Source organism: Sphingopyxis flava (assembly GCF_900168005.1).
GTDB lineage: Bacteria > Pseudomonadota > Alphaproteobacteria > Sphingomonadales > Sphingomonadaceae > Sphingopyxis > Sphingopyxis flava.
On record NZ_FUYP01000003.1, the window covers coordinates 198,765 to 221,364 of the forward strand.

The window sequence follows — 22,600 nt, forward strand, 5'->3', positions numbered from 1 at the left end:
TTATTTCGCGGCGAGCGCGAGCAGACGCGTCGTCATCCCGCTCAGCGTCTCCGCTGCCACGTCGGCATCGGGGTTGTTCCAGCTGGCGGTGACGACAAACCATTTGCCGTCGACCTTGCGCTGCCCGAGGAGGCTCATCGACAGGACGCCAAGCTCCGAGCCTCCTTTGTAGCCGAGATAAGCCCAATCTGCTGCTGCAGCGGGCGGGACCCCCTTGTTGATCGTCATCGCCGCCATCGCCTCCGGCGACCCTTGTGCTTTGATGTCAGCGAACGCCCGGGCAAGATCGGTCGGGGTCGCGAACCATTCGAGGCTTTCGATGAAGCGCGGCGTGCCGCCGAAGCTCACGCCATCGATATTGGAGAGCACAAGCTGGTCCGCATTTGCGTCGAGCAGGCGGCGCTGGGCCTCGTCGCCTCCAGCGAGAAACTTTGCCCGCAGGTCGGCAAAATTATTGCCCTTGAGCGCGAACGCTTCGACCGTGGAGAGGAAAGGAATGTTACGCGAGGGATCGCTATGGCCTGTGGCGCGCATCCGCGCCTCGATCGCGTCGCGACCGAGAAGATGGAGCAGCGTGTCGGTTGCGCCATTGTCGCTCACTGAAATCATCCAGTTGGCGAGCGTTTGCAGTGTCACCGGCGTGTCTTTCGGCCAGTTCGCCGTCGCTGCGGAAGAGAAGCTCAGCTGAGCGAGCGGGACGACATCAGACCATTTGCGCTTTCCCGCCCGGACCTGCGATGCAAGTTCATCGAGAATATAGAGTTTGAAGGTCGAACCGACCGCGAACGCGGCATCTGCGTTCGCGGACGCCACGGGCCGGATTGCTTCCCCATCGAGTTCGGCGACGAGGAAACCCGTGCGCCCCGACAAGGCCGAGAGTTCGGCCGCGACGCTGTCAAAACTGTCATTCGCGACGGTGAAACCCCGAAGAAAGAGGCCATCGACGCGGCGATCGCCGCCGGGAAGCACGCTGAGCGCAATCGTTCCTGTCCCCTTTTCAAAGCGCAGCTTGACCGTGCCGGTGCGGCCATCGGCGGTGTCGACAGTTTCCACCTCCACGGCCGCACCATATTGAGCGAGGAGATTCGCAGCGATGCCCCGGAACTGGCGTTCGGAAACGGCTTGTTGGAACTGGGGCGCGAAATAGTCGGAGTAAGCGATCTTTCCGTTCATCAATCCGACGAGCTGGCGAGCGCGCATATCGAAAGCCGCCTCATTCGCTGTCGGTATCTGCGGCGCCGGTTCGGCCTGCACGGCCGCGGAGACGGGGACAGAAGCGGCCGCGAGCAGCGCCAGGATCAGAAATCGGTACATCAGCTATCTCCTTCGACCGCAATGCTCTTGTCGATCTGCGCAATCTGGGCGCGCAGCTTGGCGGCGGCGCGCCGGTTGTGCAACCAGATGCCGCAAAACATCATGGCCGATACCGCGGCGAGCGCTGCATCGCGAAGCAGCGAAAGATCCGCAGCGCCGGCAATCCACGCAAGAAAGACCGCAAGCCCGCGCGAGGCGGCGCGTCAGCATCGATTTGAAGCGGTGGATCCTTGTGGTCACCACGGCGGACGTGACGCCTGCGATCTCGGCTATCTTAGCCCCTGGCACGCATTCCAGATACGAAGCATGATCTGGCGGCCGGGCGGGGTGAGCCGCTGGACAATCGCTGCGATGCGTGTCTTTGCTTGATTCTATTCGGCGGTCTCGGAAGGCGTGGGCGCGGCGCCGGCAATGTCAGCCGCCTCGAGGCTCGCCCCGCCGGGCGCGTTTCGGCGCCGGTTTGCCAGCATATGCGATGCTGCGCGATTGCGGCAACGCGCCACACCTAAGTGCTCAGCGCGCAGCGGCCGCCGAAATTCGCCAGGCTTTGCCAAAGCGCGACCTGCCCATGCTGCTCCAGCTCGCGCAGAAGATCAGGATCGACCTCATAGGGGCGCCCCATCCGGGATAGGACTTGCCCGAAGCGGGCGATGGCCTCGACAAATAGCCGGTCCTGCGCCGCTTCGCTCGCGCCAGCCCGGGAATTTCAAGTCTCAGGACCGGTTAGTCGATGGCGACGAAAATCTCTGACAGAGCGCGAGAAATTTATCTCAGGCGTCGATCGCGGCTTCATCGAGCGTCGCGGCATTGGCCTGGATAAATTGAAAGCGATGCTCCGGGTGCTTGCCCATCAGCCGGTCCACAAGATCCTTGACCTGGTGTCGCTCCTCATATTCCTGCGGCAAGGTCACGCGCAGCAGGCTGCGCGTGGCGGGGTCCATGGTCGTCTCCTTGAGCTGATTGGGGTTCATTTCCCCCAGGCCCTTGAAGCGGCCAACCTCGACTTTCTTCCCCTTGAAAAGCGTGGCCTCAAGCTCGGCGCGATGCTCGTCGTCGCGCGCATAGGCCGATGTCGCTCCCGCGGTCAGCCGATAGAGGGGCGGCTGCGCAAGATAGACATGTCCCTCGCGCACGATCTCGGGCATCTCCTGAAAGAAGAAGGTCATCAGCAGCGTAGCGATATGCGCACCGTCGACATCAGCGTCGGTCATGATCACGATCTTCTCGTAGCGCAGCCGGTCGGGGTCGCAATCCTTGCGCATCCCGCAACCGAGCGCGAGCGCGAGGTCAGCGATTTCCTGATTGGCGCGGATCTTGTCTGCGCTCGCGCTCGCGACATTCAGTATCTTGCCGCGGATCGGCAGGATCGCCTGTGTCTTGCGATCGCGGGCCTGCTTGGCGCTTCCGCCAGCGCTGTCGCCTTCGACGATAAAAAGCTCCGTACCTTCAGGACCGTCGTTCGCACAATCTGTGAGCTTGCCGGGAAGGCGCAGCTTGCGGGCGCTAGTCGCGGTCTTGCGTTTTACTTCCCGCTCGGCCTTGCGCTTCAGCCGCTCCTCCATCCGCTCGAGGATCAAGCCAAGCAGTGCGCGGCCGCGGTCCATATTGTCAGAGAGGAAATGGTCGAAATGATCGCGAATGGCGTTTTCGGTGAAGCGCGCAGCCTCGGGGCTCGAGAGCCGGTCCTTTGTCTGGCTCTGGAACTGCGGATCGCGGATGAAGACCGAGAGCATCATCTCGCCGCCGTTAAATACATCGTCGGCGGTGATCTGCGCCGCCTTCTTCTGCCCGATAAGCTCGCCAAAGGCGCGCAGACCCTTGGTCAGCGCAGCGCGCAGGCCCGCCTCATGCGTCCCTCCGGCGGGCGTCGGGATCGTATTGCAATACCAGCTGTAGCTTCCATCCGACCATAAGGGCCAGGCGATGGCCCATTCGGCGCGGCCTTGCCCGTCAGGAAAGTCCTGCCGTCCTGTAAAGGGCTCGGCGGTCGCACATTCGCGGCTGCCGATCTGTTCCTTCAGATGGTCGGCCAGTCCGCCTGGAAACTGAAACACAGCCTCGGTCGGCGTGTCGTCGCCGATCAGCTCGGGGGCGCATCTCCACCGAATTTCTACGCCTGCAAACAGATAGGCCTTCGACCGCGCCATGCGATAGAGACGTTGTGGTTTGAAGCGGCCGTGCTCGCCGAAGATTTCCGGGTCGGGTACGAAAGACACGCTCGTTCCGCGGCGATTGGGCGTCGGGCCGAGCTCCTCGAGTGCGCCGAGAGGAACGCCGCGCGAGAAACGCTGGCGATAGAGCTGCTTGCCGCGCGCCACCTCGATCTCGGTCTCGGTCGATAGCGCGTTGACGACGCTGACGCCGACGCCGTGAAGGCCGCCCGAGGTTGCATAGGCCTTGCCCTCGAACTTGCCGCCCGAATGGAGCATCGTCATGATGACTTCGAGCGCCGATTTTCCAGGAAATTTGGGGTGAGGGTCGACCGGCATGCCGCGCCCGTTATCCACTACTGTGAGGCGATTGCCGACATCGAGTTCGATCTCGATCCGGCTCGCATGGCCGGCGACCGCCTCGTCCATGCTGTTGTCGATCACCTCGGCGGCGAGGTGATGGAGCGCCCGCTCGTCGGTGCCGCCAATATACATTCCCGGGCGGCGACGGACGGGCTCCAGCCCCTCCAGCACCTCGATCTGCGAGGCATTGTAGCTGTCTCCAGATGGGGCGGAACTATCGAACAAATCGTGACTCATGCCAAGGCTATAGGGGGTGGGGAACGCCACTGGCAAGGCCGGTTTTGAGCCGGTTTGCGGCCCTTTTTCGGCAAAACGGCTCGTCCCGTTTTCGGCACGGGGAGGAACTTCGGGGCAAGGGGCCGGGTTTCCGGGGAGCCTGCAAGGCCATCAAATATCGGAGGAAAACACATGAAACTCACATCTCTCCTCGTCGCCGCGGCCGCGGGTTCGCTCGCGGTGCCTGCCATGGCTCAGGATCGTGACACCGCGGAGGATTTCAACGGCCCCTACATCGGCGTAGTCGGCGGATATACGGTGCAGCCGAACGACGGACATGAAACACTGACGTTCGACACCGATCTCGACGGCACCTTTGGCGATACCGTCAATACCGCAGGCGGCACAAATGCCTTCTCGCCCGGATTTTGCGGCGGCGGCGCCACGGGCACCGCGAACCGCGGCTGCACGGACGACAAGGATGGCGCCGAATATATGGCGCGCCTTGGCTACGACAAGCGCATGGGCAACTTCGTTGTCGGTGCCGTCCTCGAGGGTGGCCGGAGCGAAGCGCGCGATAGCGTATCGGGCTTTTCGACAACGCCCGCGAGCTACACGATCAGCCGCGAAGCCGATTGGCAGGCGGGCGCCCGTCTGCGCGCGGGTTACACCCCCGGCGGCGGCGTGCTCTTCTATGCCACCGGCGGCGGGGCTTTTGCAAAGATGGACAATCGCTTCGCGACGACCAACAGCGCGAACAGCTTTGCCGATAACGGCAAGACGAACGCCTGGGGCTATTCAGCTGGCGGCGGCGCGGAAGCGATGCTGACCCAAAATATCTCGCTGGGCCTCGAATATCTCTATACCGACCTTAAGGACAATGACTACACCGTCGAGGTCGGGCAGGGGACGGCACCGGACACCAATCCATTTGGCGAAGGCACCGACATCAAGCGCAGCGATCCGCATTTCCGCACCCACAGCGTGCGGGCATCGGTCAACTTCCGCTTCTGATCGATAGCAATTCCAGGGATTGGGCGCCGGGCTTCAAGGCCCGGCGCCCTTTCCATTGAACGGGCGAGGCCCCCTGAATTGCAGACACACGCCCTCCCATCGCTTCGCAGCGATGCCTATCCTTTGGTACCCAAGGGCGCTGAGAAGATGGCGAAATTCCCGTTCGCGCTCGCGACCAGACGGTCATGCTGGAAGAGGCGCGCGTCGATATTGGCGATGCGCTTGCCCCTGTGGAGCATGGTCGCATCACAGATCAGCCGGCCCTCGTGAACCCCGACATGATAGTTGAACTTGATCTCCAGGGTCGCACACCAAAGATCGTCAGGAAGCGCACTTGTGAGCGCGCCGCCCATCGCCGTGTCGGCGAGCGAATAGGCGACGCCGCCATGCGCGACGCCTTGCGGATTGAAATGGCGCGCCGCCTCGACGTCGATCGCCATCCGGCATCGCCCGTCGCCGCGCTCGACCATCTGAAAGCCGAGCATGCGCGCAAATTCGAAATCCTGCCCGAACGACCTCACCGCACGCGCGGTCCCCCAAAGGGTGGCGGCGGGGGCGGCCGGCGCGTGCCGCGCGGCAGCTGCGCCTGATAGGCGCGGCCGCAATGCTCGACGCAATAGGGAAAGCCGGGGTTCACCGCTTCCCCGCAGAAGTGAAAATCGGGTTCGCCCGGATGTCCCATCGGCCAGCGGCAGATACGGTCATTAAGGTCGAGCAGGCTTGTCTTGTCAGCGATCTCGGGGCTCGGCTTCGCAGGCACCAGACGGCGGGGCGGAGCCGGCGGGATCGGCGCCTGCTGGTCGCCGGGGCCCTGGCGTATGAAGCCGCCGGGACCTATCGAGACGATACGCGGTGCATCGGGCTTTGCTGGCGCTGCATCGACCGCGGCGTCTCGAGGTGCGACCTCGGGAACAGGCTTGGGCTCGGGCCGCGGGGGCGCGATGGGGCTCGGCGCAGCAGCATCAGCGGGACGCGGCGCCGGTGCGGCCGCCTTGGGGGCGGCCGGAGCCTTGGCGGGCTTTGCGACCTTCTCGGTCGCCTTCACGGGTGAAGGGCGCGATTTCAGGCCCAGGCGGTGCGCCTTGCCGATCACTGCGTTGCGGCTGACGCCGCCGAGCTCATCGGCAATCTGGCTCGCGGTCAGCCCTTTTTCCCACATGCTGCGCAGCTGTTCGATGCGCTGGTCCGTCCATGACATGCTTCACATTCCTCATTGTCTCACGCCGCGGGCGACGCAGCGATCCTTTCGGGCCGGTCCGGACGGATCGGCGCGGCGGCTGCCCAGCTTGCGGTAAGGTCGGGGAGGCGATAGGCGAGAACGCCATGAACGACCAGCCCCAAATTACGCGCGCCGACTCGGCTCCCGCCACCGCGGCACGAGCCTTTGCCGAGCCGGGGGTGCCGCACATCCGCACGCTCAACGTGCCCGGTATGCAGGCACTCTATGTCAAGGAGGTGCGGCGCTTTTTCAAGGTCCAGCTCCAAACAATCTGGGCTCCTGCCGTTACCACGCTTCTTTTCCTGGTCATTTTCACGGTCGCACTCGGCGGCTCGGGGCGCACCGTGATCGGGGTTCCCTTCGCCGATTTCGTCGCGCCTGGTCTCATCATGATGGCGATGCTCCAGAACAGCTTTGCGAATGCAAGCTTTTCGCTCCTTGTCGGCAAGATCCAGGGGACGATCGTCGATTATCTGATGCCGCCGCTCGGCATCGGTGAACTGATGCTTGCGCTCATCGGCGCCGCGATCAGCCGCGCTGTCCTCGTCGGGCTTGCGCTTTGGGTCGCCATGCTCGCCTGGCCCGGAGTTCATGTCGCACCCGAACATCTTTGGGCGGTCATCGCTTTTGCGCTCCTCGGCGCGGCGATGATCGGCTTCGTCGGCCTGATCACCTCCGTCTGGGCCGAGAAATTCGACCATGCCGCCGCGGTCACCAATTTCGTTGTCACCCCGCTCGCGCTGCTTTCGGGCACATTCTATTCGATCGACCGCCTGGCGCCCTGGTTCCAGAGTATCGCGCACGCCAACCCGGTTTATTATGCGATCATGGGGTTCCGATACGGCTTCATCGGCACCGTGGACTCGACGATCGACCATCCGGTCCTGACGGCGCTCCTCGCGCTCGTGGCAGTCAACATCATACTTGGCCTCGTGACCTACCGCCTTCTTGCATCGGGATGGAAGCTGAAGGCCTGATCCGCATCAGGCCCTAGTGGCGGTGGATGGCGCGAAGACGATAGCGCCCCTTGTCGAGCCCCTCGAACATGGCCTCGATCTGGGGGTGGTCGACGGGCCCATGCTCGGAATCCGCGACGAGATTCTGCTGGCTGACATAGGCGATGTAGGAAGAATCCTCATTCTCGGCGAGCAGATGGTAGTAAGGCTGCTGCTTCGAGGGACGGATCGCCTCGGGAATGGCCTGGTACCACTCCTCACTGTTTGCGAAGACCGGATCGACGTCGAAAACGACGCCGCGGAAATCGAACATGCGGTGCCGCACGATATCGCCCGGCGCAAAGCGCGCGCGTTCAATAAGCGGCATGACGATGCCGCGATCGCTTTTGCCTTGGAAATCCGAAGAAGTCTTTGCTCTCATGCCGTCAATCTATGCCGGTTCGCCGACGATTCAAGGCGCTATCGCCCGCGTGTGAGCAGCTATGAGCCGCCTTGATAGTGATCTTGACCATAGAAACCCGCTCAATTCCGGGTTAGCTTGCTGTGTGACGCCCCGGAAGAGGACAGAATCTTTGCGGGGTAGATTTCGCAACGAGGGGAGATACGCACCATGACCGACAAATTGCAAAGGGCGAAAGACATGATCCTCAGGCCCCAGGAGACTTGGGCCGCGATCGAAGGAGAGACGGAGACCGTCCAGTCCCTCTATGTGCCCTATGTGCTTGTGCTTGCTGCGATTGGTCCGCTCGCGCAGCTGATCGGCGGGCAACTTTTCGGATACCGTTTTCTTACCCTTACCGTTCATCCCCCGCTCGGCAGCGCCATTGTTGGCGCGCTGCTTTCCTACGTGCTGACGCTGATCGGCGTCTATGTCGTCGCGCTGGTGATCGACGGGCTGGCGCCGACATTCGGCGGAGTAAAGAACCAGATTCAGGCGCTGAAGGTCGCGGTCTATTCGTTTACCGCGGCCTGGCTTGCCGGGATCTTCGCACTGGTGCCGCCACTCGCCATCTTGGGGCTTGCCGGACTGTACAGCCTCTATCTTCTCTATCTCGGCTTGCCGCGCCTGATGAAGGCACCCGATGACAAGGCCCTTGTCTACACGGTGGTGGTCGTGGTCGTCGCTATTGTCCTCTACTTGATTATCGCCGCCATCGCAGGCGCCCTGGCGATGACGCAGGGGCCTGCGCTGGCCGGAAGTATGAGCCTTCGCTGACGGGCAATTATTCCGTCGTCCCGCTGCAACCTGCGAGCGGCGCGCGACAAAGAGGTGGGGAGGTCCCGCGCGCAGGACCTCCTGTTCGAAATGGAGGCTGACATGAAGAACTGGAAGGTCGCATTGGCGCTTGGCGCGGGGCTGATGCTGGCGAGCATCCCCGCGCAGGGAATCGGGGCGCTTCAGCCGGGGGCGAAGGCCCCCGACTTTACCCTTCGCGCCGCCCAGGGCGGCAGGTCCTTCAATCTCTCGCTGAAACAGACGCTGCGGAGCGGGCCGGTCGTCCTCTATTTCTTCCCTGCAGCCTTCACGCCCGGCTGCACGCTGGAGGCGCATCTTTTTGCCGAAGCGAACAGCCGCTTCAACCAGCTCGGCGCGCGCGTGATCGGGGTCACTGCAGGCAATATCGATCGGGTCGCCGAATTTTCCAAATCGGAATGCCGCAGCATATTCGCGGTGGCCGCGGATCCCGGCGCCAAAGTCGCGGCGGAATTTGACGCGACGATGGAGGGGCCTAGAAAGGCAAGGCTCTCCGATCGCACGTCGTTCGTGATCGCGCCGAACGGCACGATTCTCATGAGCTACAGCGATAAAAACCCGCGCGGGCACATCGAAAAGACAATGGCAGCGGTGCGGGCCTGGAGGGCCAAGCCGAATTAGAAAATGGAGGAGAGTGAGGGATTCGAACCCTCGGTACCGTTGCCGGCACTTCGCATTTCGAGTGCGACGCTTTCGACCACTCAGCCAACTCTCCTCGCTGAGGCAGACGCCCCTAGCGATGCTCTACGGATCATGCAAGCCTCTCTTGGTAAAAATGCGGCCTGATTCGCGGGCGCACCGATGACGAAGGGGGCGCTGTGCCGCTGACCGGACTGAAAGTGCTCGATTTCGGGCGTTATATCGCAGGGCCTTATTGCGCGGCACTGCTTGCCGACTATGGCGCCCACGTGATCCGGGTCGAGGCGCCAGACGGCAATGACGACCGCTACACCGTTCCTGTAGCTGCGGACGGATCCGGCGCGATGTTCCTGCAGATGAACCGCAACAAGCGCTGTTTGACGCTGAAGCCAGGTACGCCCGAAGGCCGCGAGATCGTCCGGCGGCTTGTCGCAAGGGCTGATGTCGTGATCGCCAACCTGCCGCATGATGCGCTGCTCAAGCTTGGCCTCGACTTTGATAGCCTGTCTGCGATCAACCCCCGGATCATCGTGGCGGCAGCCTCGGCGTTCGGCAGGGAGGGCCCGCTGGCCGAACGGGTCGGCTTTGATGCCGTAGGCCAGGCGATGTCCGGCAGCGTCCACCTGACGGGCACCCAGGACCAGCCCTTTCGCGCGCAGGTCAATTATGTCGACTTCGGTACAGCGCTCCATTGCGCCTTCGGGATCATGCTGGCCCTTCGCGAGCGAGGCGTGTCCGGCAAGGGGCAGCTCGTATCGGGGTCGCTGTTCGCGACCGCGCTCGCTATGACGAACGCGCTGACGATCGATCACGCGCTGAACGGCATCGAGCGGCAGCCGCTTGGCAACCGGGCCTACAGTTCAGGGCCAACCGACCTTTTTCGCACGCGCGACGGCTGGATCGTCACCCAGATTGTTGGCACACCGATTTTCCGGCGCTGGGCCGAACTGGTCGGGCGCCCGGAGCTCAACGACGATCCGCGCTTTGCGAGCGATATGCTGCGCGGCGACAACGGCGAAGAGCTGAGCGCGATCATGCAGAATTGGTGCTCGGCGCGAACGAGCGAGATGGCCATCGTAGAACTCGCGGCGGCACGCGTCCCCGCGGCGCCCGTCGTCAAGCCCGCAGACGCGCTCGCGCATCCGCAGGTCGCCGCGATGGGGATCGTCGAGCCCTCCGCCTATCCGGGCACACCGGTTCCGGCCCCAGTCATCCGCGCACCGATCGAACTCTCCGCGAGCGCAAAGGCGCCGGCCGCCCCCGCGCCGCAGCTTGGGGAACACACCCACGCGATCCTGAGCGAACTTGGATATGATGCCGAGACCATTTCCGCTTTGCGGGAGGCAAGCATTATTTGACGCTCTGGTGGGTGAACGAAGTGGCAACCCATGTTTAAGTACCGAACAGTATGAAATTGCAGGAGCAGCCGCGATGAACGACCAGAGCGAATATGTGCCCCCGAAAATCTGGACCTGGGACAAGGAAAGCGGCGGGCGCTTTGCCAATATCAATCGTCCGGTCGCGGGTCCGACGCACGACAAGGAGCTGCCGATCGGGAAGCATCCCCTCCAGCTCTATTCCCTCGGCACCCCCAATGGTGTGAAGGTCACCGTGATGCTCGAGGAATTGCTCGCCGCAGGCCATGGCGGCGCCGAATATGACGCCTGGCTGATCAATATAAACGAAGGTGATCAGTTTTCGAGCGGCTTCGTCGGGGTCAATCCGAACAGCAAGATTCCCGCTCTTCTTGACCGCAGCGAACCGGAGCCCATCCGTATATTCGAGTCGGGTGCGATCCTCATCTATCTCGCCGAGAAGTTCGGCGCGTTCCTGCCGACCGATCCTGCAAAGCGCGCGGAGGTCCTGTCGTGGCTCATGTGGCAGATGGGCAGCACGCCGTTCCTCGGCGGCGGTTTCGGTCACTTCTATGCCTATGCGCCGGCGAAGCAGGAGTATCCGATCAACCGCTATGCGATGGAGGTGAAGCGTCAGATGGACGTTCTCGATCGCCGACTGGCAGAAAGCGAGTATCTGGGCGGCGCCGACTACAGCATTGCCGACATGGCCGTGTGGCCATGGTACGGTGCACTCGCCAAGGGGCTGGTGTACGACGCAGGCGAGTTCCTGCAGGTGCAGGATTACAAGAATGTCCAGCGCTGGACCGATCAGGTGGCAGCGCGGCCTGCGGTGAAGCGCGGACGGATGGTCAACCGCGTGACTGGCGACCCCGCCAGCCAGCTCCACGAGCGCCACGACGCTTCGGATTTTGATCTGCGCACACAAGACAAGATCGCCGCAAAAGCCGCGGAATAGTCCGCGGCTTTTGCGGCGCTACAATAAGCGGCTGCGCTCGATTGTCCCGCCTCCTGCTGGCAGGGAGAAGAATTGCCCGTCCTCACCGACAATCGTCGGCCCACCGAAATGATCGGCAGCACGCCCCAGAAACGCGGGATAGAAGGCGCGCGATGGAAGCGGCGGGACGATATGGCTGAGGACCAGCATTTTCACGCCAGCGCGGCGGGCGCAATCGGCCGCCTGCGCGGGGCTTGCGTGATAATCGAGAATGTCGTGCATGATCTGCCCCGTCATGGGCCGTCCCGCGGCTGTCAGCTGGCGGGAAAGCATCTCGACCATTTCGGGTTGCAGCGCCTCGTGGATGAGGAGATCGGCGCCCTTCGCGGCGGCTTCGACTGAGGCGGAGGGTGCGGTATCCCCGCTTATGACGACCGACCGTCCCTTGTAGTCGAAGCGATAGCCGACCGCGGGCTGTACCGGACGATGGTCGACAGGAAAGGCCGTGACCCTTAGTCCATCGGCCTCATAGACGAGCCTCGGCGCTTCAGGCATTGCGAAGGGCACAGCGATCGCGCCTGCCGCCTGCGGCGGAGTAATCACGGCGCCATGGTGCGCCGTGCGGTAGCGATTGTCGGCGGCATAGGCGGCGTTGAAGCCCCCGATCACGGCTTCGAGACCCTCAGGACCATAGACGGGAAGCGGCGCGCTGTTGCCGCTTGCGGTCCAGCGCAGCAGCATCATGGGACCGAGGCCGTCGATGTGATCCGAATGATAATGGGTCAAGAACAGCGCGCCGATCCTGCCATTGGGCAGCCCCATCATCGCGATGTTGCGTGCCCCGCCTTCACCTGCATCGACCACAAACATCTTGTCGCCCGCGATGAGGAGGGTGCATGCGCCGGCGCGATCGCGGCTAGGCAGCGGCGATCCGGTTCCGCAGAGCGCGACGTGGAGCCCGTCGGGGAGGTCCGCCAGCGGATCGCGCCCTGCCGCCTTGGCGGCGCCCCGCTCGAAGAGCCAAAGGCCAGCCGGTCGCTGAAGGAGCCACAGTGCTGCCGCGGCAAGCGCCGCGAGCAGCACAACGAAAAGCGCAGCGCGCCTGGCCTTGGTCATTGCCCATCCCCACCCCGTTTTCGGCTATCATGCGTCAGGGGAGGGCGCTGGACAAGCCGCTACGTTCGGCGCAAGCTTTCCCGCCTGACATGGATGCAAGTTGCTGGCTGCAACTTACCGTTTACGTAAACGTGAGTGATTATTATAAGAACCCATTGCCCAAGGGAGAATCGTCAATGGACATGGAGTTCAGCCCCGAAGATCTCGCTTTCCAGCAGGAAGTGCGGGACTTCATCGCCGAAAACTATCCCGCGGAGCTGCGCGGCAAGCAGGACGAAGGCGATGAGCTCACCAAGGAGGATTTCCTCTCATGGCACCGCATCCTCTATAAAAAGGGGTGGGTCGCGCCGGCGTGGCCCGTCGAATATGGCGGAACGGGCTGGACCCCGACGCAGCGCTTCATCTTTTCGGAAGAGACGGCGCGCGCCGATTGCATCCGCTTGATGCCCTTCGGCCTCGCGATGGTCGGTCCCGTCATCTACACCTTCGGCACGCCCGAACAGAAGGCCCGCTTCCTCCCGCGCATCCTCTCGGGCGATGACTGGTGGTGCCAGGGATATTCCGAACCGGGCGCAGGCTCCGACCTCGCTTCGCTGCGCACCACGGCGGTTCGCGACGGCGATGATTATATCGTCAACGGACAAAAGACCTGGACCACGATGGCGCAGCACGCCGACTGGGGCTTTTTCCTGGTCCGAACCGACAAGGATGCAAAGCAGCAGGAGGGAATCAGCTTCCTCCTCATCGACATGAAATCGCCAGGGATCACCGTGCGCCCGATCATCACGCTGGGCGGAGAACATGAGGTCAATGAGGTTTTCCTCGAGGACGTCCGCGTTCCGGTATCGCAGCGCGTCTATGAAGAAAATAAGGGCTGGACCTGCGCCAAATTCCTGCTCGCGCACGAACGCACGGGAATCGCCGGCGTCGCATCATCGAAGCGCGGGGTCGAGCGCGTCAAGCAGATTGCCCGAACCGAGCTCGACGGCGATAAGCCGCTGCTTGCCAATCCCTTCTTCAAGCGCAAGCTCGCCGAGCTCGAGATCGACCTCACCGCGCTCGAGTTCACCGAACTGCGCGGCCTTGCCGGCCCGAACGCGGGCAAGGGGCCGGGCCCCGAATCGAGCCTGCTCAAGATCAAGGGCAGCGAAATCCAGCAGCGGCTCACCGAACTGACCCTCGAGGCGGTCGGTCATTATGGCGCGCCTTATTTCCGCGGCTTCGGCGAGGGCGACAATGCGCATCCGATCGGGCCGGACTATGCGCACCGCGCCGCGCCGACCTATTTCAACATGCGCAAGACGACAATTTACGGTGGGTCGAACGAGATTCAGCGCAACATCATCGCGAAGATGGTTCTGGGGCTTTGATCATCGACTTGGCGTGGCCGAGGCGGTGACCGCACGCTGCCTCGCCCCTCACCGCAGCTTTGAGTCATAGGAGCCCCTCATCTTTCAGGGGCGACGGGGATAGAAAAATGGATTTCACCTATACCGAAACGCAGGACATGATCCGCGACACGCTGGCGCGCTTTCTGGGCGACACCTACGGATTTGAAACGCGTCAGAAATTTATCGCCAGCGAGGCCGGGCGTGACCCCGGAATCTGGAGAGCGATCGCGCAGGATCTCGGCATGCTCGGGGCCTCCTTCGCCGAAGAGCAGGGAGGGCTCGGTGGCGGCGCGCTCGAAAATGCGATCATCATGGAGGAACTGGGCAAGGTTATCGCGATCGAGCCCTATCTTTCCACCGTCGTGATTGCAGGCGGAGCGCTCAAGGCCGTGGGCGGAGCCCAGGCCGACGCGATGATCCCCGAGATCATTGCGGGCAACGCCATTGTCGCCTTCGCCTATGCCGAGCCGCAGGGTCGCTATGATCTTGCCAATCTCAGGACGAGCGCGAAAAAGGACGGCGCGGGCTGGGTCCTGAATGGTCACAAGGGTGTTGTCTATGCGGGTCCCTGGGCGACACAGCTTCTCGTCACCGCCCGCACGGGCGGCAACCAGCGCGATCGTGAGGGCGTGTCCCTCTTCCTGATCGACGCAAATCTGCCCGGTATCGTTCGCCGCGACTATCCGACCGTCGACGGCAATCGCGCGTCGGAGATTTACTTCGAAAATGCCGCGATCCCTGCCGATGCGCTGCTGGGCGGCGAGGGCACGGGGCTGCCGCTGATTGAACAGATCGTCGATGAAGCAACCGTGGCGCTCTGCGCCGAGGCGACCGGCGTGATGCAGAAGCTTCACGAAGGGACGCTTGAATATACGCAGCAGCGCAAGCAGTTCGGTGTGCCGATTGCGAAGTTCCAGGTCCTCCAGCATCGGATGGTCGACATGTTCATGGAAGTCGAGCAGGCGCGTTCGATGACGATCATGGCAACGCTGAAGCTGGGGTTACCGGAGAAGGAGCGCATGACGGCGGTATCGGCGGCGAAGAGCAAGGTCGCGCGCGGCGCCAAATTCGTCGGTCAGAACGCCATCCAGACTCACGGCGGTATCGGCATCACGCAGGAACTGGCAATCGGCCATTATTTCAAGCGCGCGACGCTGATCGAAGGCCAGTTCGGCAGCGCTGATTATCATATGGACCGATACGAACGGCTGGCACTCGCCGACTAGGAAGGCCCCGCGGCCTCGAGGGGGGCGCCTCAATAGGCTACGTCAATCGCTATTCGCAGCGTGCGGGGACGCAGCGGGGTGAGATAGCCCGCGCTCCCCTCGACAAAGGGCGTGCCGAGCGCGAACCGATTGCCGCGGGCATCGAGAAGATTGGTCAGCGTCACCGACAGGCCGCGCCGCTCGTTGCCGAGACGCGCGGCGAGCCCCGTGTCGACATAATCGCCTTGGCCTTCTCCGAGGATCGGACCGATCCCGAGGCGTGACGGCCCGACATAATGCGCCCAGCCGTTGACACGCAGATCCTCCTCGCCGATCGCGAGCGCGTAATTGAAAGCGCCGCGCAGCGCGTAGCGCGCGATATTGGGGATCTGCCCAAGGCGCGTCAGCAGGGCGGAAAATTCCGGCGCCTCGCCATTGGCACTGAAGCGCGTCGCGATTGTCCTCAGTTCGCCGGCGAACAATTCATCGACACGGCTGTGATTGTAGACGGCGCCTGCCTCTAGCGACAATGATGGCATCGGTTGCACCGCGACGGCGCCAGAAATGCTCGTGATGCGTCCGTCACCAATATTTGCAGTGCTCGGAAAGCCGTTGGAATCGATGAAGTCCGCCTGGATATCGCGCCAGCGGCTGTACGAGACCGAAAGATGGGCATCAAATGGGGTTCGCCCCTTTTCGCCCAGGCGCACACCCCCTTCCCAGGTGCGGACCTGGTCGTTGCGGAAGCGGCGTACGAAGTTGCTGTCGATCGCGAGGCCGCCCGGCCTGAATCCCTCCTGATAGCGCGCGTAAAGCGTGATGTTGCGAACGGGCTTCGCGAGCACGGAGAAAGAGGGGAGAAGATCGGTTTCGGACCGGTGCGCGGTGACCGCGCGCTGGGCAAGGGCAAGCGCGAACGGCACATCCTCGCCGCTACCCCCGAGCCGCGCGTGCGACAGCCTGAGGCCGCCTGCGACAAGCAGTTTCGGCAAGACTTCAAACGTTGCCTCGCCATAGCCAGTAAGCTCGGTGATTCGGTTGGTCACGCCTGTAATCGGAGCCTGGAAGCTCAGCTCGCCATATTCGCGCTTCTGCCGCGTCCGATTGTCGACGAAACTCGCGCCCACGACCCACCCCAGCCCCTCATGGAAAGGGCGGGACAGCCGCGTCTCGCTGACGAACATGCGCGTCCGGTTTGCCTGGTCGAGAACACGCGGGTCGCCGTCGGTGCCGCTCGCATCGAAGCGCTCGAACAGGCGGTGGCGAATGAATGCGTTGGATGACTGGAAACGGAGGTCACCCCAATCCTTCGCGACGACCAATGTCGCCATTCCATAGCGCGCACGAGCCTTCTGCTCGACGAGTGAATAGCGGGTCAGCGGCGGCGCGTCCTTGTCGGCATATTGTGCGTCCTTCGACGTTGTCGCCTGATATACGCCGCCCAGATCCAGCGTCCAGTCGTCGCCGGCGTCGAGCCGGAGCGTCGCACGGCCACCGCGGATCACGACGCGGTTCACGTCATCCTGTCCGCGAACCGGGTTGTCGATATAGCCGCCGTCGCTCAGCATGTAGCCGACGAGGCGAAGCGCATGGCGTTCGCCCGCGGGCACATTGGCGATCACGCCAAGATCGCCGCCGGGATCGCCGTGCTGGGTTACAGACGCACCGGCAATTGCCTGCAATTCCATCCGGTGGGGGCTCGGGGCCTTCGGCACGACGCGAATGATTCCGCCGAGCGACCCCGCGCCGTAGAGGGTGCCTTGCGGCCCTTCGAGAATCTCGACGCTGTCGACGTCATAGAGCCGCAGATCAGGGTCGGGCGCATTGTAGCTAAGGCGGATGTCGCCCAGATATTGCCCGACCGTCGACTGGGTGGGTCCGGTGAAGCTCGAATCGGCGATGCCGCGAATAAACAGCTTGTTGCGCCCCGATCCCAGATGGGTCGAGGAAACAGTCGCCATCCGCGCGAGGATCGATTCCATCCCGCGCTCGCCGCCAAATGCCAAATCGCCGCCATCGAGAAGAGTGGCGACGCCGGCAAAATGCGAATGGGGAAGATCGGTTTTCGACGCGGTGACGATGATCTCGTCCTGCGGCTGCGCGATCCCGGCAGGGGCGGGGCCCGGCCGCGCCATCCGGCGGGGCGGGGAGGTCGCGCGGCGCGCGACGCGGGGTGAGGGAGGTCGGCGTTCGATGCGCCAGCTCGTTTTGCTCACACGCACCGCGCGCGCGTCGGAGCCTGCGAGCATTCGGCGAATGGCATCCTCGGCGCTCATTCGTCCCCGAACCGGCTTGACGCGGCCGTTCCAAAGCTCGGCATCGGCGACGCTCACGCTGATGCCTGCCTGACGGCTCAGTACCGGCAGGGCGCTCGCGAGACTACCCGCCGGGACGTCGAACCGCTGCTCCTCTGCCGCCTGCGCCGTCGAGGGCGCGCAGAGCGCGGCGGCCGCGATCAGGAGGGGGAGGCGGCCCGTCATCTCAGCGCGTCAATACCCAGCCGCTGCCCTGCCGCGTGGCGCGGGTTCCCGACAGCGCGGCGAGGTCGGCGATGGTGCGTGCCCGATCCTGCGCGATAATGAGCGCTCCGCGAAACGACACGTCGCGCGCTTCTGCCGCAACACGCACGTCCATTCCGGCGGTACGGCGCAGATCATCGGCAACGTCCGTGAGCGGGGTTCCATTGTAGACCAGGAGCCCGGTGCGCCAGCCCCCGACGTTGGCCGGCTCGATATTCCTGACCTTCGGCGCCGCGCCATCGGCAGCATCGAGCTCCTGGCCGGCTACGACACGCACATTCTCGCGCCGCGGGTTGTAGGCGACGACGCCTTCCGAAACGGCGATCGATGTCTGCGCGCTTCGGCGCACGACGTTGAACGCGGTGCCAAGATCGACAATCTCGGCGCTGCCCGCCTCGACCACGAAGGGATCGTCATCGCGGTGCATGACGTGGAACATCGCCTCACCCTGTTCGAGCCGCGCAAAGCGGGGGCGATCCTCCTCAAGCGTCACCACCGAGGCGCCATTGATCTCGATTTTCGACCCATCGGGGAGCGTGACGGTGCGATGCTCGCCCGCGACGGTCTCGATCCGGTTCGCATCGCCAAGCAGGTTGAAAGTTGAAAGGCTCACGGCCGCAACCAGCGCAGCGGCCACCGCGCCGCCCAGCCACGCGCGGCGAGGCACGCGGCGCCGCGCGGGCACCTCGTCCCAATCGACCTCGGGGCTTGATGCCGGAGGCACTGCGCCAAGATCAGCATCGAGGCTCGCGATCGCGTCATAGGCCTTAGCATGAACCGGATCTTCGGCGAGCCAGTCGGCAAAGCCATCCCAGTCGGAAAAGGCGGGGTCCCGCTGGCGGATCACCCAGTCGATCGCCCGCGCTTCGATATCGCTGGAGGGATCAGGGCGCATCGAATTGCCTCCTAAGCGCAGCGAGCGCAGCGTAAACCTTTCGCAGATCAGCCTCGACCGTGCTCAGGCTGACGCCCATTTCGGCGGCAATGTCGCGCTGCTGCACGCCGTCGACGCGAAACCGGCGGAAGATGCGTGCGGGACGCTCGCCGGTCGCCGCAATGGTCTGTTCAACAAGGGCGAGCTGCTCGCGCGAGATGAGCGCGCTCTCGGCCGAAGGTTTCTGGTCCGCGGCACTTTCGCCCCATGCCTTGTCCCGAAGCTCGCTCTGGCGCGCCGAGCGATAGCGGTCGAGCATCAGATTGTTTGCAGCGCGCATGACATAGGCGAGGGGGTCGGCAACGGGTCCCGTGCTGCGGGCGGAAAGCCGCACCCAAAGATCCTGGAACAGATCCTCCGCGGCATCGCCCGCGCCGCGCAGCGCAAGGAAACGCAGGATGCGTTCGCGGTTGGCGAGCAACACGCCTTCGATGCCTTGCGCGGCGTCGGTTCGATCTCTCGCCTGGGTCATGCTTCGCTTGGTCAGGAACGCCGTTCGTTGTGAGCCGGTCCGCGCACCCATGGTCCGGGACGTCCCCCTGGTGGCGCTTTCATATAGCGGCTTGGCGAGCCTGCGCAACCGCGGCGCTTGCCGAGGGGGAAGGGAGGGGACTGCCAGAGCGAGCATCGATCATTCTCTTCCTAAAGCCCTAGGCAAGGGGGAAGCAGGGTGAGGAGAGCTTCCCCCTTGCGGGCGGGACCGACCCGGGGGGCATTGGGTCGGCCCGCAACTCGTGGCAGCCTTAAAGGCCAACCTTGAGGCTGGCGCGGAACGACCAGCCGAAGTGGCTCTGCTGCTCCTCTGCCGACAGCTCGCCGCCTAGCTGGAATGCCGAATTGCCGGCAATCGCGCGCAGCCGGCCAATCCAGCCGCTCGTCCGTTCCTCAGGGATGAGGGTGAAGGCGTCGCCATCCTCGAACGAGGCGACCGTCGCGCCCAGCGATCCGCCGACGAGCTGGCGCCGCCCGGCCTCGATCTCGAAGCGCGTCCAGCCGTCATATTCGTCCGCACCGCCAAAATCGAGGCCGAGCGCAACGGTGCCGGTCACTGCCAGCTCGTCGCTGCTCCGGCCAAGCACGGTGAGATCGAGGGCATCGCCGCCACCGGTTTCGGTGTAACCGTCTTCCTTCAGCTTGTAATAATCGACCGCGACCATTGGTCGGAACGAAAGATTGCCGCGCGTCCTCGCATCATAGGCTAGCGAGCCCGACGCCGAATAGAGCGTGCCGTCCCATTTGCCGCGCATCGTCTTCTCAATGTCCTCAGCGCCCGCCTCGGCGCGGAAGTTGCGCGTGCCCTTCATCTTGATCGGCGCTCCTGAGACGCGGGCGTTCGCCATGAAGCCGTTGGACCGCAGGCGCCAGTGGAGGGCGCCTTCGAACTGGCTGGTGCTCACTTCATTGTCATTGCTGCCATTGCCGTCCTTGCCGCTCAGGAAGGCGACCGAGCCGCCGAAATTGCCGATATCGGTCTTGATCTCGGCGCCAAGCGAGATGCCCCACCCGGTGACATCATAGCTTGCGGTGTTCCCGATGCCCTTCGAGGTGCCCCAGACGGCCTGATTGACCCAATAGCCCCATTTGCCTTCGTCCTGGAACGGCGCATTGGGATCCTGAAGATAGCGCGCCAGCGCACGCGATCCGGTGGTCACGGTCTCGAACACGCCGCCCTCATGCTCGGGCAGCATTTGCTGGAGCTGGCCGCGGAACGCATCGCCATCGGCGATGCGCAGGAACACGCCCTCGATATCCTCGTCGGCGCCGAGCGCCTCGAAGGCTGCATCGAAGGCGCTTGCCTCCGACCGGTTCAGGCCAAGCTCGCTCACGGCCTTGCGGGTCACGTCGACCACCAGCGTGTTTCCGCTCGCGGTGAGCTCGCCCTTGTAGAGGAAGGGGAGGAGCGTTGTTTCGGCGGTGAGGTTGCTCGCGCCCGTCAGCGAACCCGCCGTCAGCACGACATGCTGACCCTCGGCCCCATCGATGCTGGTCAGCTGGAGCGCGAGTTTCGAATCCTTGTCGAAGCTGGCGTTCCCGGTCACGGTGAGCGCGGTACCGCCGTCGTCTCCGTCGAGCGTCACGCCGAGTACGCCCTTGCCGGTGACCGAGAGCGACGCGATCGTCGCGGCGCCCTGCACATCGAAGGCGCCGCCGTTGACGCTGACCCCAAGGCCGGAAGAATTGGCGAGCGTGCCGGAGAAAACCGACGATCCGCCGATGCTCAACGTATCGCTTCCGCCGCCAAAGTCAGCAAGTCCGGTGAAACGGGACGAGCCCTCCATCGCGAAACTGTCGCTTCCTGCCCCGAAGGTCGCGTTGCCCGTATAAACCGCATCGCCCGAAAGCTTCAGCCGGTTGTTGCCAGCCCCGAAGCTTGTGTGGCCCTTCACCGTGCCGTCGGCGATGTCGAAGACGTCGTCGCCGCTGCCGAAACGGACATCGCCGGTGATGCTGGGCGCGGTCTTGCCATCACCCACGGCGATCTGCTTCACCGTCGCGCCGCCGGCATTGGCGGTAAGGTCGATGGCGATATTGTCGGCCGCATCCTTGGCGCCAGTCGCGCTGATCGCGCCGCTATTCTCCACCATGTCGACATTGCCCGAGAGGTCGACGATGGCGCGCGCGGTCGCATCGTCACCGCCAACCTTGGCGTTGACGGTGCCGCTGTTGCGGATGAGGCCAACATTGCTGCCCGCTTCGACGAGGATTGCGGTTGCGACTGCGTCTTGCGCCTTGCCGCCCGTGGTCGCATCAACTTTTCCCGACACGCGGATTTCAGGAACCGTGGCGCCCGCGCCGATGCGCATCGCTGTCGCCGAGGCGTCCTTCGAAATCGCATTGACCGAGCCTGCAACGCTGACCCCGCCCGAGATATTCACGGCGCCGCCGAGACCGCCGATCTGGAGGCCGGTCGAATCCACCCCCGTGTAGACGCCGCTGCCCACGACCCCGCCATTGATGATCAGACCGAAATTGGTGCCGGTGCCGGCGACGGCGCCAATCGCGATATCACGGCTTGCCGAACCGACCTGCATCGCGGGCGCCGACCCGAAGGAGCGCACGGCAGCAGAGCCTTCCTTGGCGTCCTCGATACCGTCCTTGTCTTCGTCCTTGTCGGTTTCGCTCGTGTCCTTGGGGGGAACCGCGAGAATGATGCCGCCCGTGACGTCACCTTCGATCGACAGCGCGGGACCTCCTTGCAAGAGGTCGTCGGCGTCGAGTTTCGAAGGATCTGAAGGCGCGCTCGTGTAACGATAGCCGCTCGCGGTGAGCTCGCCCTGCACCTCGAGCGCGCCGGTGATGTCGCCGGTCAGTCGCGCCGCTGTCGCATTCTCGCCGATCGCGGCAATCTTGCCCGCGAGACGGACGTTTCCGGTAACGTCCTCCAGTCCGACGCCCAGCGCATTGTCGCCGAGAACCGATATCGACCCGTCGTTGGTGAATTTTCCGGTGAGCGGCCCTCCAAGACGAATGCCCGCCGAATTATTGCCCTCGATCGTGATTTCGCCCGAATTGACGATGTTCCCCGCGAACGCACCGGCGGTAAGAATGCCCGTGCGATTGCTGCCGACGGCAAAGGGACCATCGATGTCGCCATCATTGTCGATGTCGGTGGGGGCATAGGTCTCGTTGATGATGATCTTGCCGGTCGCGCCATTGGTGATCGATCCCGTGACCCCGGCGTTGGCCGCGATGCCCGTCGCGCCGTCTTTATTGACAATCTCGATCGTGCCTTCGTTGACGACCTTGTGATTGCTGTCGATGGTGACTGCCGGACCGGCGGCCGGCTTGATGGAGCCGTCCTTGCTAATCTTGATGTCGTCAGGCGCACCCGATTTCACCGTCGAAGTCTTGACCGCTGTTGTCGTCGCGGTGGAGATCGTCGTCTCGGCGTGGGCGGGCAGGGCGGCCATTGCGGCCAGGCAGGTCGACGCCAGCAAAGTCTTGCGCATGAAATTCCTCTTGTGATCGGTTCGGGACGTCCTCCCGGGGACAATCGCAAGACGGAGACCCGGCCGG

At 63.7% G+C, this 22,600-nt stretch carries 18 protein-coding genes and 1 tRNA gene; 8 read left to right on the forward strand and 11 right to left on the reverse strand.

What is annotated here, in order from left to right:
- Both B5X69_RS03825 and parE read right to left on the reverse strand, forming a co-directional pair.
- The gene (locus B5X69_RS03825) at window positions 1-1,314 is read right to left on the reverse strand and encodes a serine hydrolase (RefSeq protein WP_079637377.1); all 1,314 of its coding nucleotides are present in this window, start codon (window positions 1,312-1,314) and stop codon (window positions 1-3) included.
- 770 nt (window positions 1,315-2,084) lie between these two features.
- On the reverse strand, window positions 2,085-4,064 hold the full coding sequence (gene parE / locus B5X69_RS03835; protein WP_079637379.1) for a DNA topoisomerase IV subunit B: 1,980 nt from the start codon (window positions 4,062-4,064) through the stop codon (window positions 2,085-2,087).
- Between the two features lie 171 nt (window positions 4,065-4,235).
- On the opposite strand from parE, the gene B5X69_RS03840 reads away from it, so the two are divergent.
- On the forward strand, window positions 4,236-5,057 hold the full coding sequence (locus B5X69_RS03840) for an outer membrane protein (protein ID WP_079637380.1): 822 nt from the start codon (window positions 4,236-4,238) through the stop codon (window positions 5,055-5,057).
- Window positions 5,058-5,173: 116 nt separating this feature from the next.
- On the opposite strand, the gene B5X69_RS03845 is transcribed toward B5X69_RS03840, so the two are convergent.
- Both B5X69_RS03845 and B5X69_RS03850 read right to left on the reverse strand, forming a co-directional pair.
- Window positions 5,174-5,578, reverse strand: a complete 405-nt coding sequence (locus B5X69_RS03845; protein WP_079637381.1) for a PaaI family thioesterase — start codon at window positions 5,576-5,578, stop codon at window positions 5,174-5,176.
- Window positions 5,575-6,255 (reverse strand): GcrA family cell cycle regulator, encoded by a 681-nt coding sequence (locus tag B5X69_RS03850; protein WP_079637382.1) that lies wholly within the window; start codon window positions 6,253-6,255, stop codon window positions 5,575-5,577. The genes B5X69_RS03845 and B5X69_RS03850 overlap by 4 nt, the downstream gene beginning before the upstream one ends.
- A gap of 125 nt (window positions 6,256-6,380) precedes the next feature.
- Here B5X69_RS03850 and B5X69_RS03855 point away from each other — a divergent pair, with 125 nt between their 5' ends.
- Complete coding sequence (locus B5X69_RS03855) at window positions 6,381-7,253, forward strand: ABC transporter permease (protein WP_079637383.1); 873 nt, start codon at window positions 6,381-6,383, stop codon at window positions 7,251-7,253.
- A gap of 13 nt (window positions 7,254-7,266) precedes the next feature.
- Here B5X69_RS03855 and hspQ read toward each other — a convergent pair whose 3' ends face one another.
- Window positions 7,267-7,653 (reverse strand): heat shock protein HspQ, encoded by a 387-nt coding sequence (hspQ, locus tag B5X69_RS03860; protein WP_079637384.1) that lies wholly within the window; start codon window positions 7,651-7,653, stop codon window positions 7,267-7,269.
- A gap of 219 nt (window positions 7,654-7,872) precedes the next feature.
- Between hspQ and B5X69_RS03865 the strand changes: the two genes are divergently transcribed.
- Complete coding sequence (locus B5X69_RS03865) at window positions 7,873-8,448, forward strand: Yip1 family protein (RefSeq protein WP_245798562.1); 576 nt, start codon at window positions 7,873-7,875, stop codon at window positions 8,446-8,448.
- A 102-nt stretch (window positions 8,449-8,550) separates the two neighbouring features.
- Window positions 8,551-9,108 carry a peroxiredoxin gene (locus B5X69_RS03870; protein WP_139375653.1) on the forward strand — a complete coding sequence of 186 codons (558 nt, stop codon included), beginning with the start codon at window positions 8,551-8,553 and terminating at the stop codon, window positions 9,106-9,108.
- A 4-nt stretch (window positions 9,109-9,112) separates the two neighbouring features.
- Here B5X69_RS03870 and B5X69_RS03875 read toward each other — a convergent pair.
- Window positions 9,113-9,202, reverse strand: a tRNA-Ser gene (locus tag B5X69_RS03875).
- Window positions 9,203-9,305: 103 nt separating this feature from the next.
- Between B5X69_RS03875 and B5X69_RS03880 the strand changes: the two genes are divergently transcribed.
- Window positions 9,306-10,484 carry a CaiB/BaiF CoA transferase family protein gene (locus B5X69_RS03880; protein WP_079637387.1) on the forward strand — a complete coding sequence of 393 codons (1,179 nt, stop codon included), beginning with the start codon at window positions 9,306-9,308 and terminating at the stop codon, window positions 10,482-10,484.
- Window positions 10,485-10,557: 73 nt separating this feature from the next.
- Window positions 10,558-11,439, forward strand: coding sequence for a glutathione-dependent disulfide-bond oxidoreductase (gene yghU / locus B5X69_RS03885; RefSeq protein ID WP_079637388.1), 882 nt, complete (start codon window positions 10,558-10,560; stop codon window positions 11,437-11,439).
- Window positions 11,440-11,457: 18 nt separating this feature from the next.
- Here yghU and B5X69_RS03890 read toward each other — a convergent pair whose 3' ends face one another.
- The gene (locus B5X69_RS03890) at window positions 11,458-12,534 is read right to left on the reverse strand and encodes an MBL fold metallo-hydrolase (protein ID WP_079637389.1); all 1,077 of its coding nucleotides are present in this window, start codon (window positions 12,532-12,534) and stop codon (window positions 11,458-11,460) included.
- Between the two features lie 176 nt (window positions 12,535-12,710).
- On the opposite strand from B5X69_RS03890, the gene B5X69_RS03895 reads away from it, so the two are divergent.
- Complete coding sequence (locus tag B5X69_RS03895; RefSeq protein WP_079637390.1) at window positions 12,711-13,904, forward strand: acyl-CoA dehydrogenase family protein; 1,194 nt, start codon at window positions 12,711-12,713, stop codon at window positions 13,902-13,904.
- Between the two features lie 107 nt (window positions 13,905-14,011).
- Complete coding sequence (locus B5X69_RS03900; protein ID WP_079637391.1) at window positions 14,012-15,151, forward strand: acyl-CoA dehydrogenase family protein; 1,140 nt, start codon at window positions 14,012-14,014, stop codon at window positions 15,149-15,151.
- A gap of 29 nt (window positions 15,152-15,180) precedes the next feature.
- Here the strand turns inward: B5X69_RS03900 and B5X69_RS03905 are convergent, their stop codons facing one another.
- From B5X69_RS03905 to B5X69_RS03920, 4 genes are all read right to left on the reverse strand, one after another.
- Entirely contained in the window at window positions 15,181-17,610 is a 2,430-nt protein-coding gene (locus B5X69_RS03905; protein WP_079637392.1) for a TonB-dependent receptor, read from the reverse strand.
- Between the two features lies 1 nt (window position 17,611).
- A complete protein-coding gene (locus tag B5X69_RS03910; RefSeq protein ID WP_079637393.1) occupies window positions 17,612-18,544 on the reverse strand; it encodes a FecR family protein in 933 nt (310 codons plus the stop codon).
- On the reverse strand, window positions 18,534-19,055 hold the full coding sequence (locus B5X69_RS03915) for a sigma-70 family RNA polymerase sigma factor (RefSeq protein WP_079637424.1): 522 nt from the start codon (window positions 19,053-19,055) through the stop codon (window positions 18,534-18,536). The genes B5X69_RS03910 and B5X69_RS03915 overlap by 11 nt, the downstream gene beginning before the upstream one ends.
- A gap of 271 nt (window positions 19,056-19,326) precedes the next feature.
- On the reverse strand, window positions 19,327-22,533 hold the full coding sequence (locus tag B5X69_RS03920) for an autotransporter outer membrane beta-barrel domain-containing protein (RefSeq protein WP_079637394.1): 3,207 nt from the start codon (window positions 22,531-22,533) through the stop codon (window positions 19,327-19,329).
- Between the last annotated feature and the right edge of the window lie 67 nt (window positions 22,534-22,600).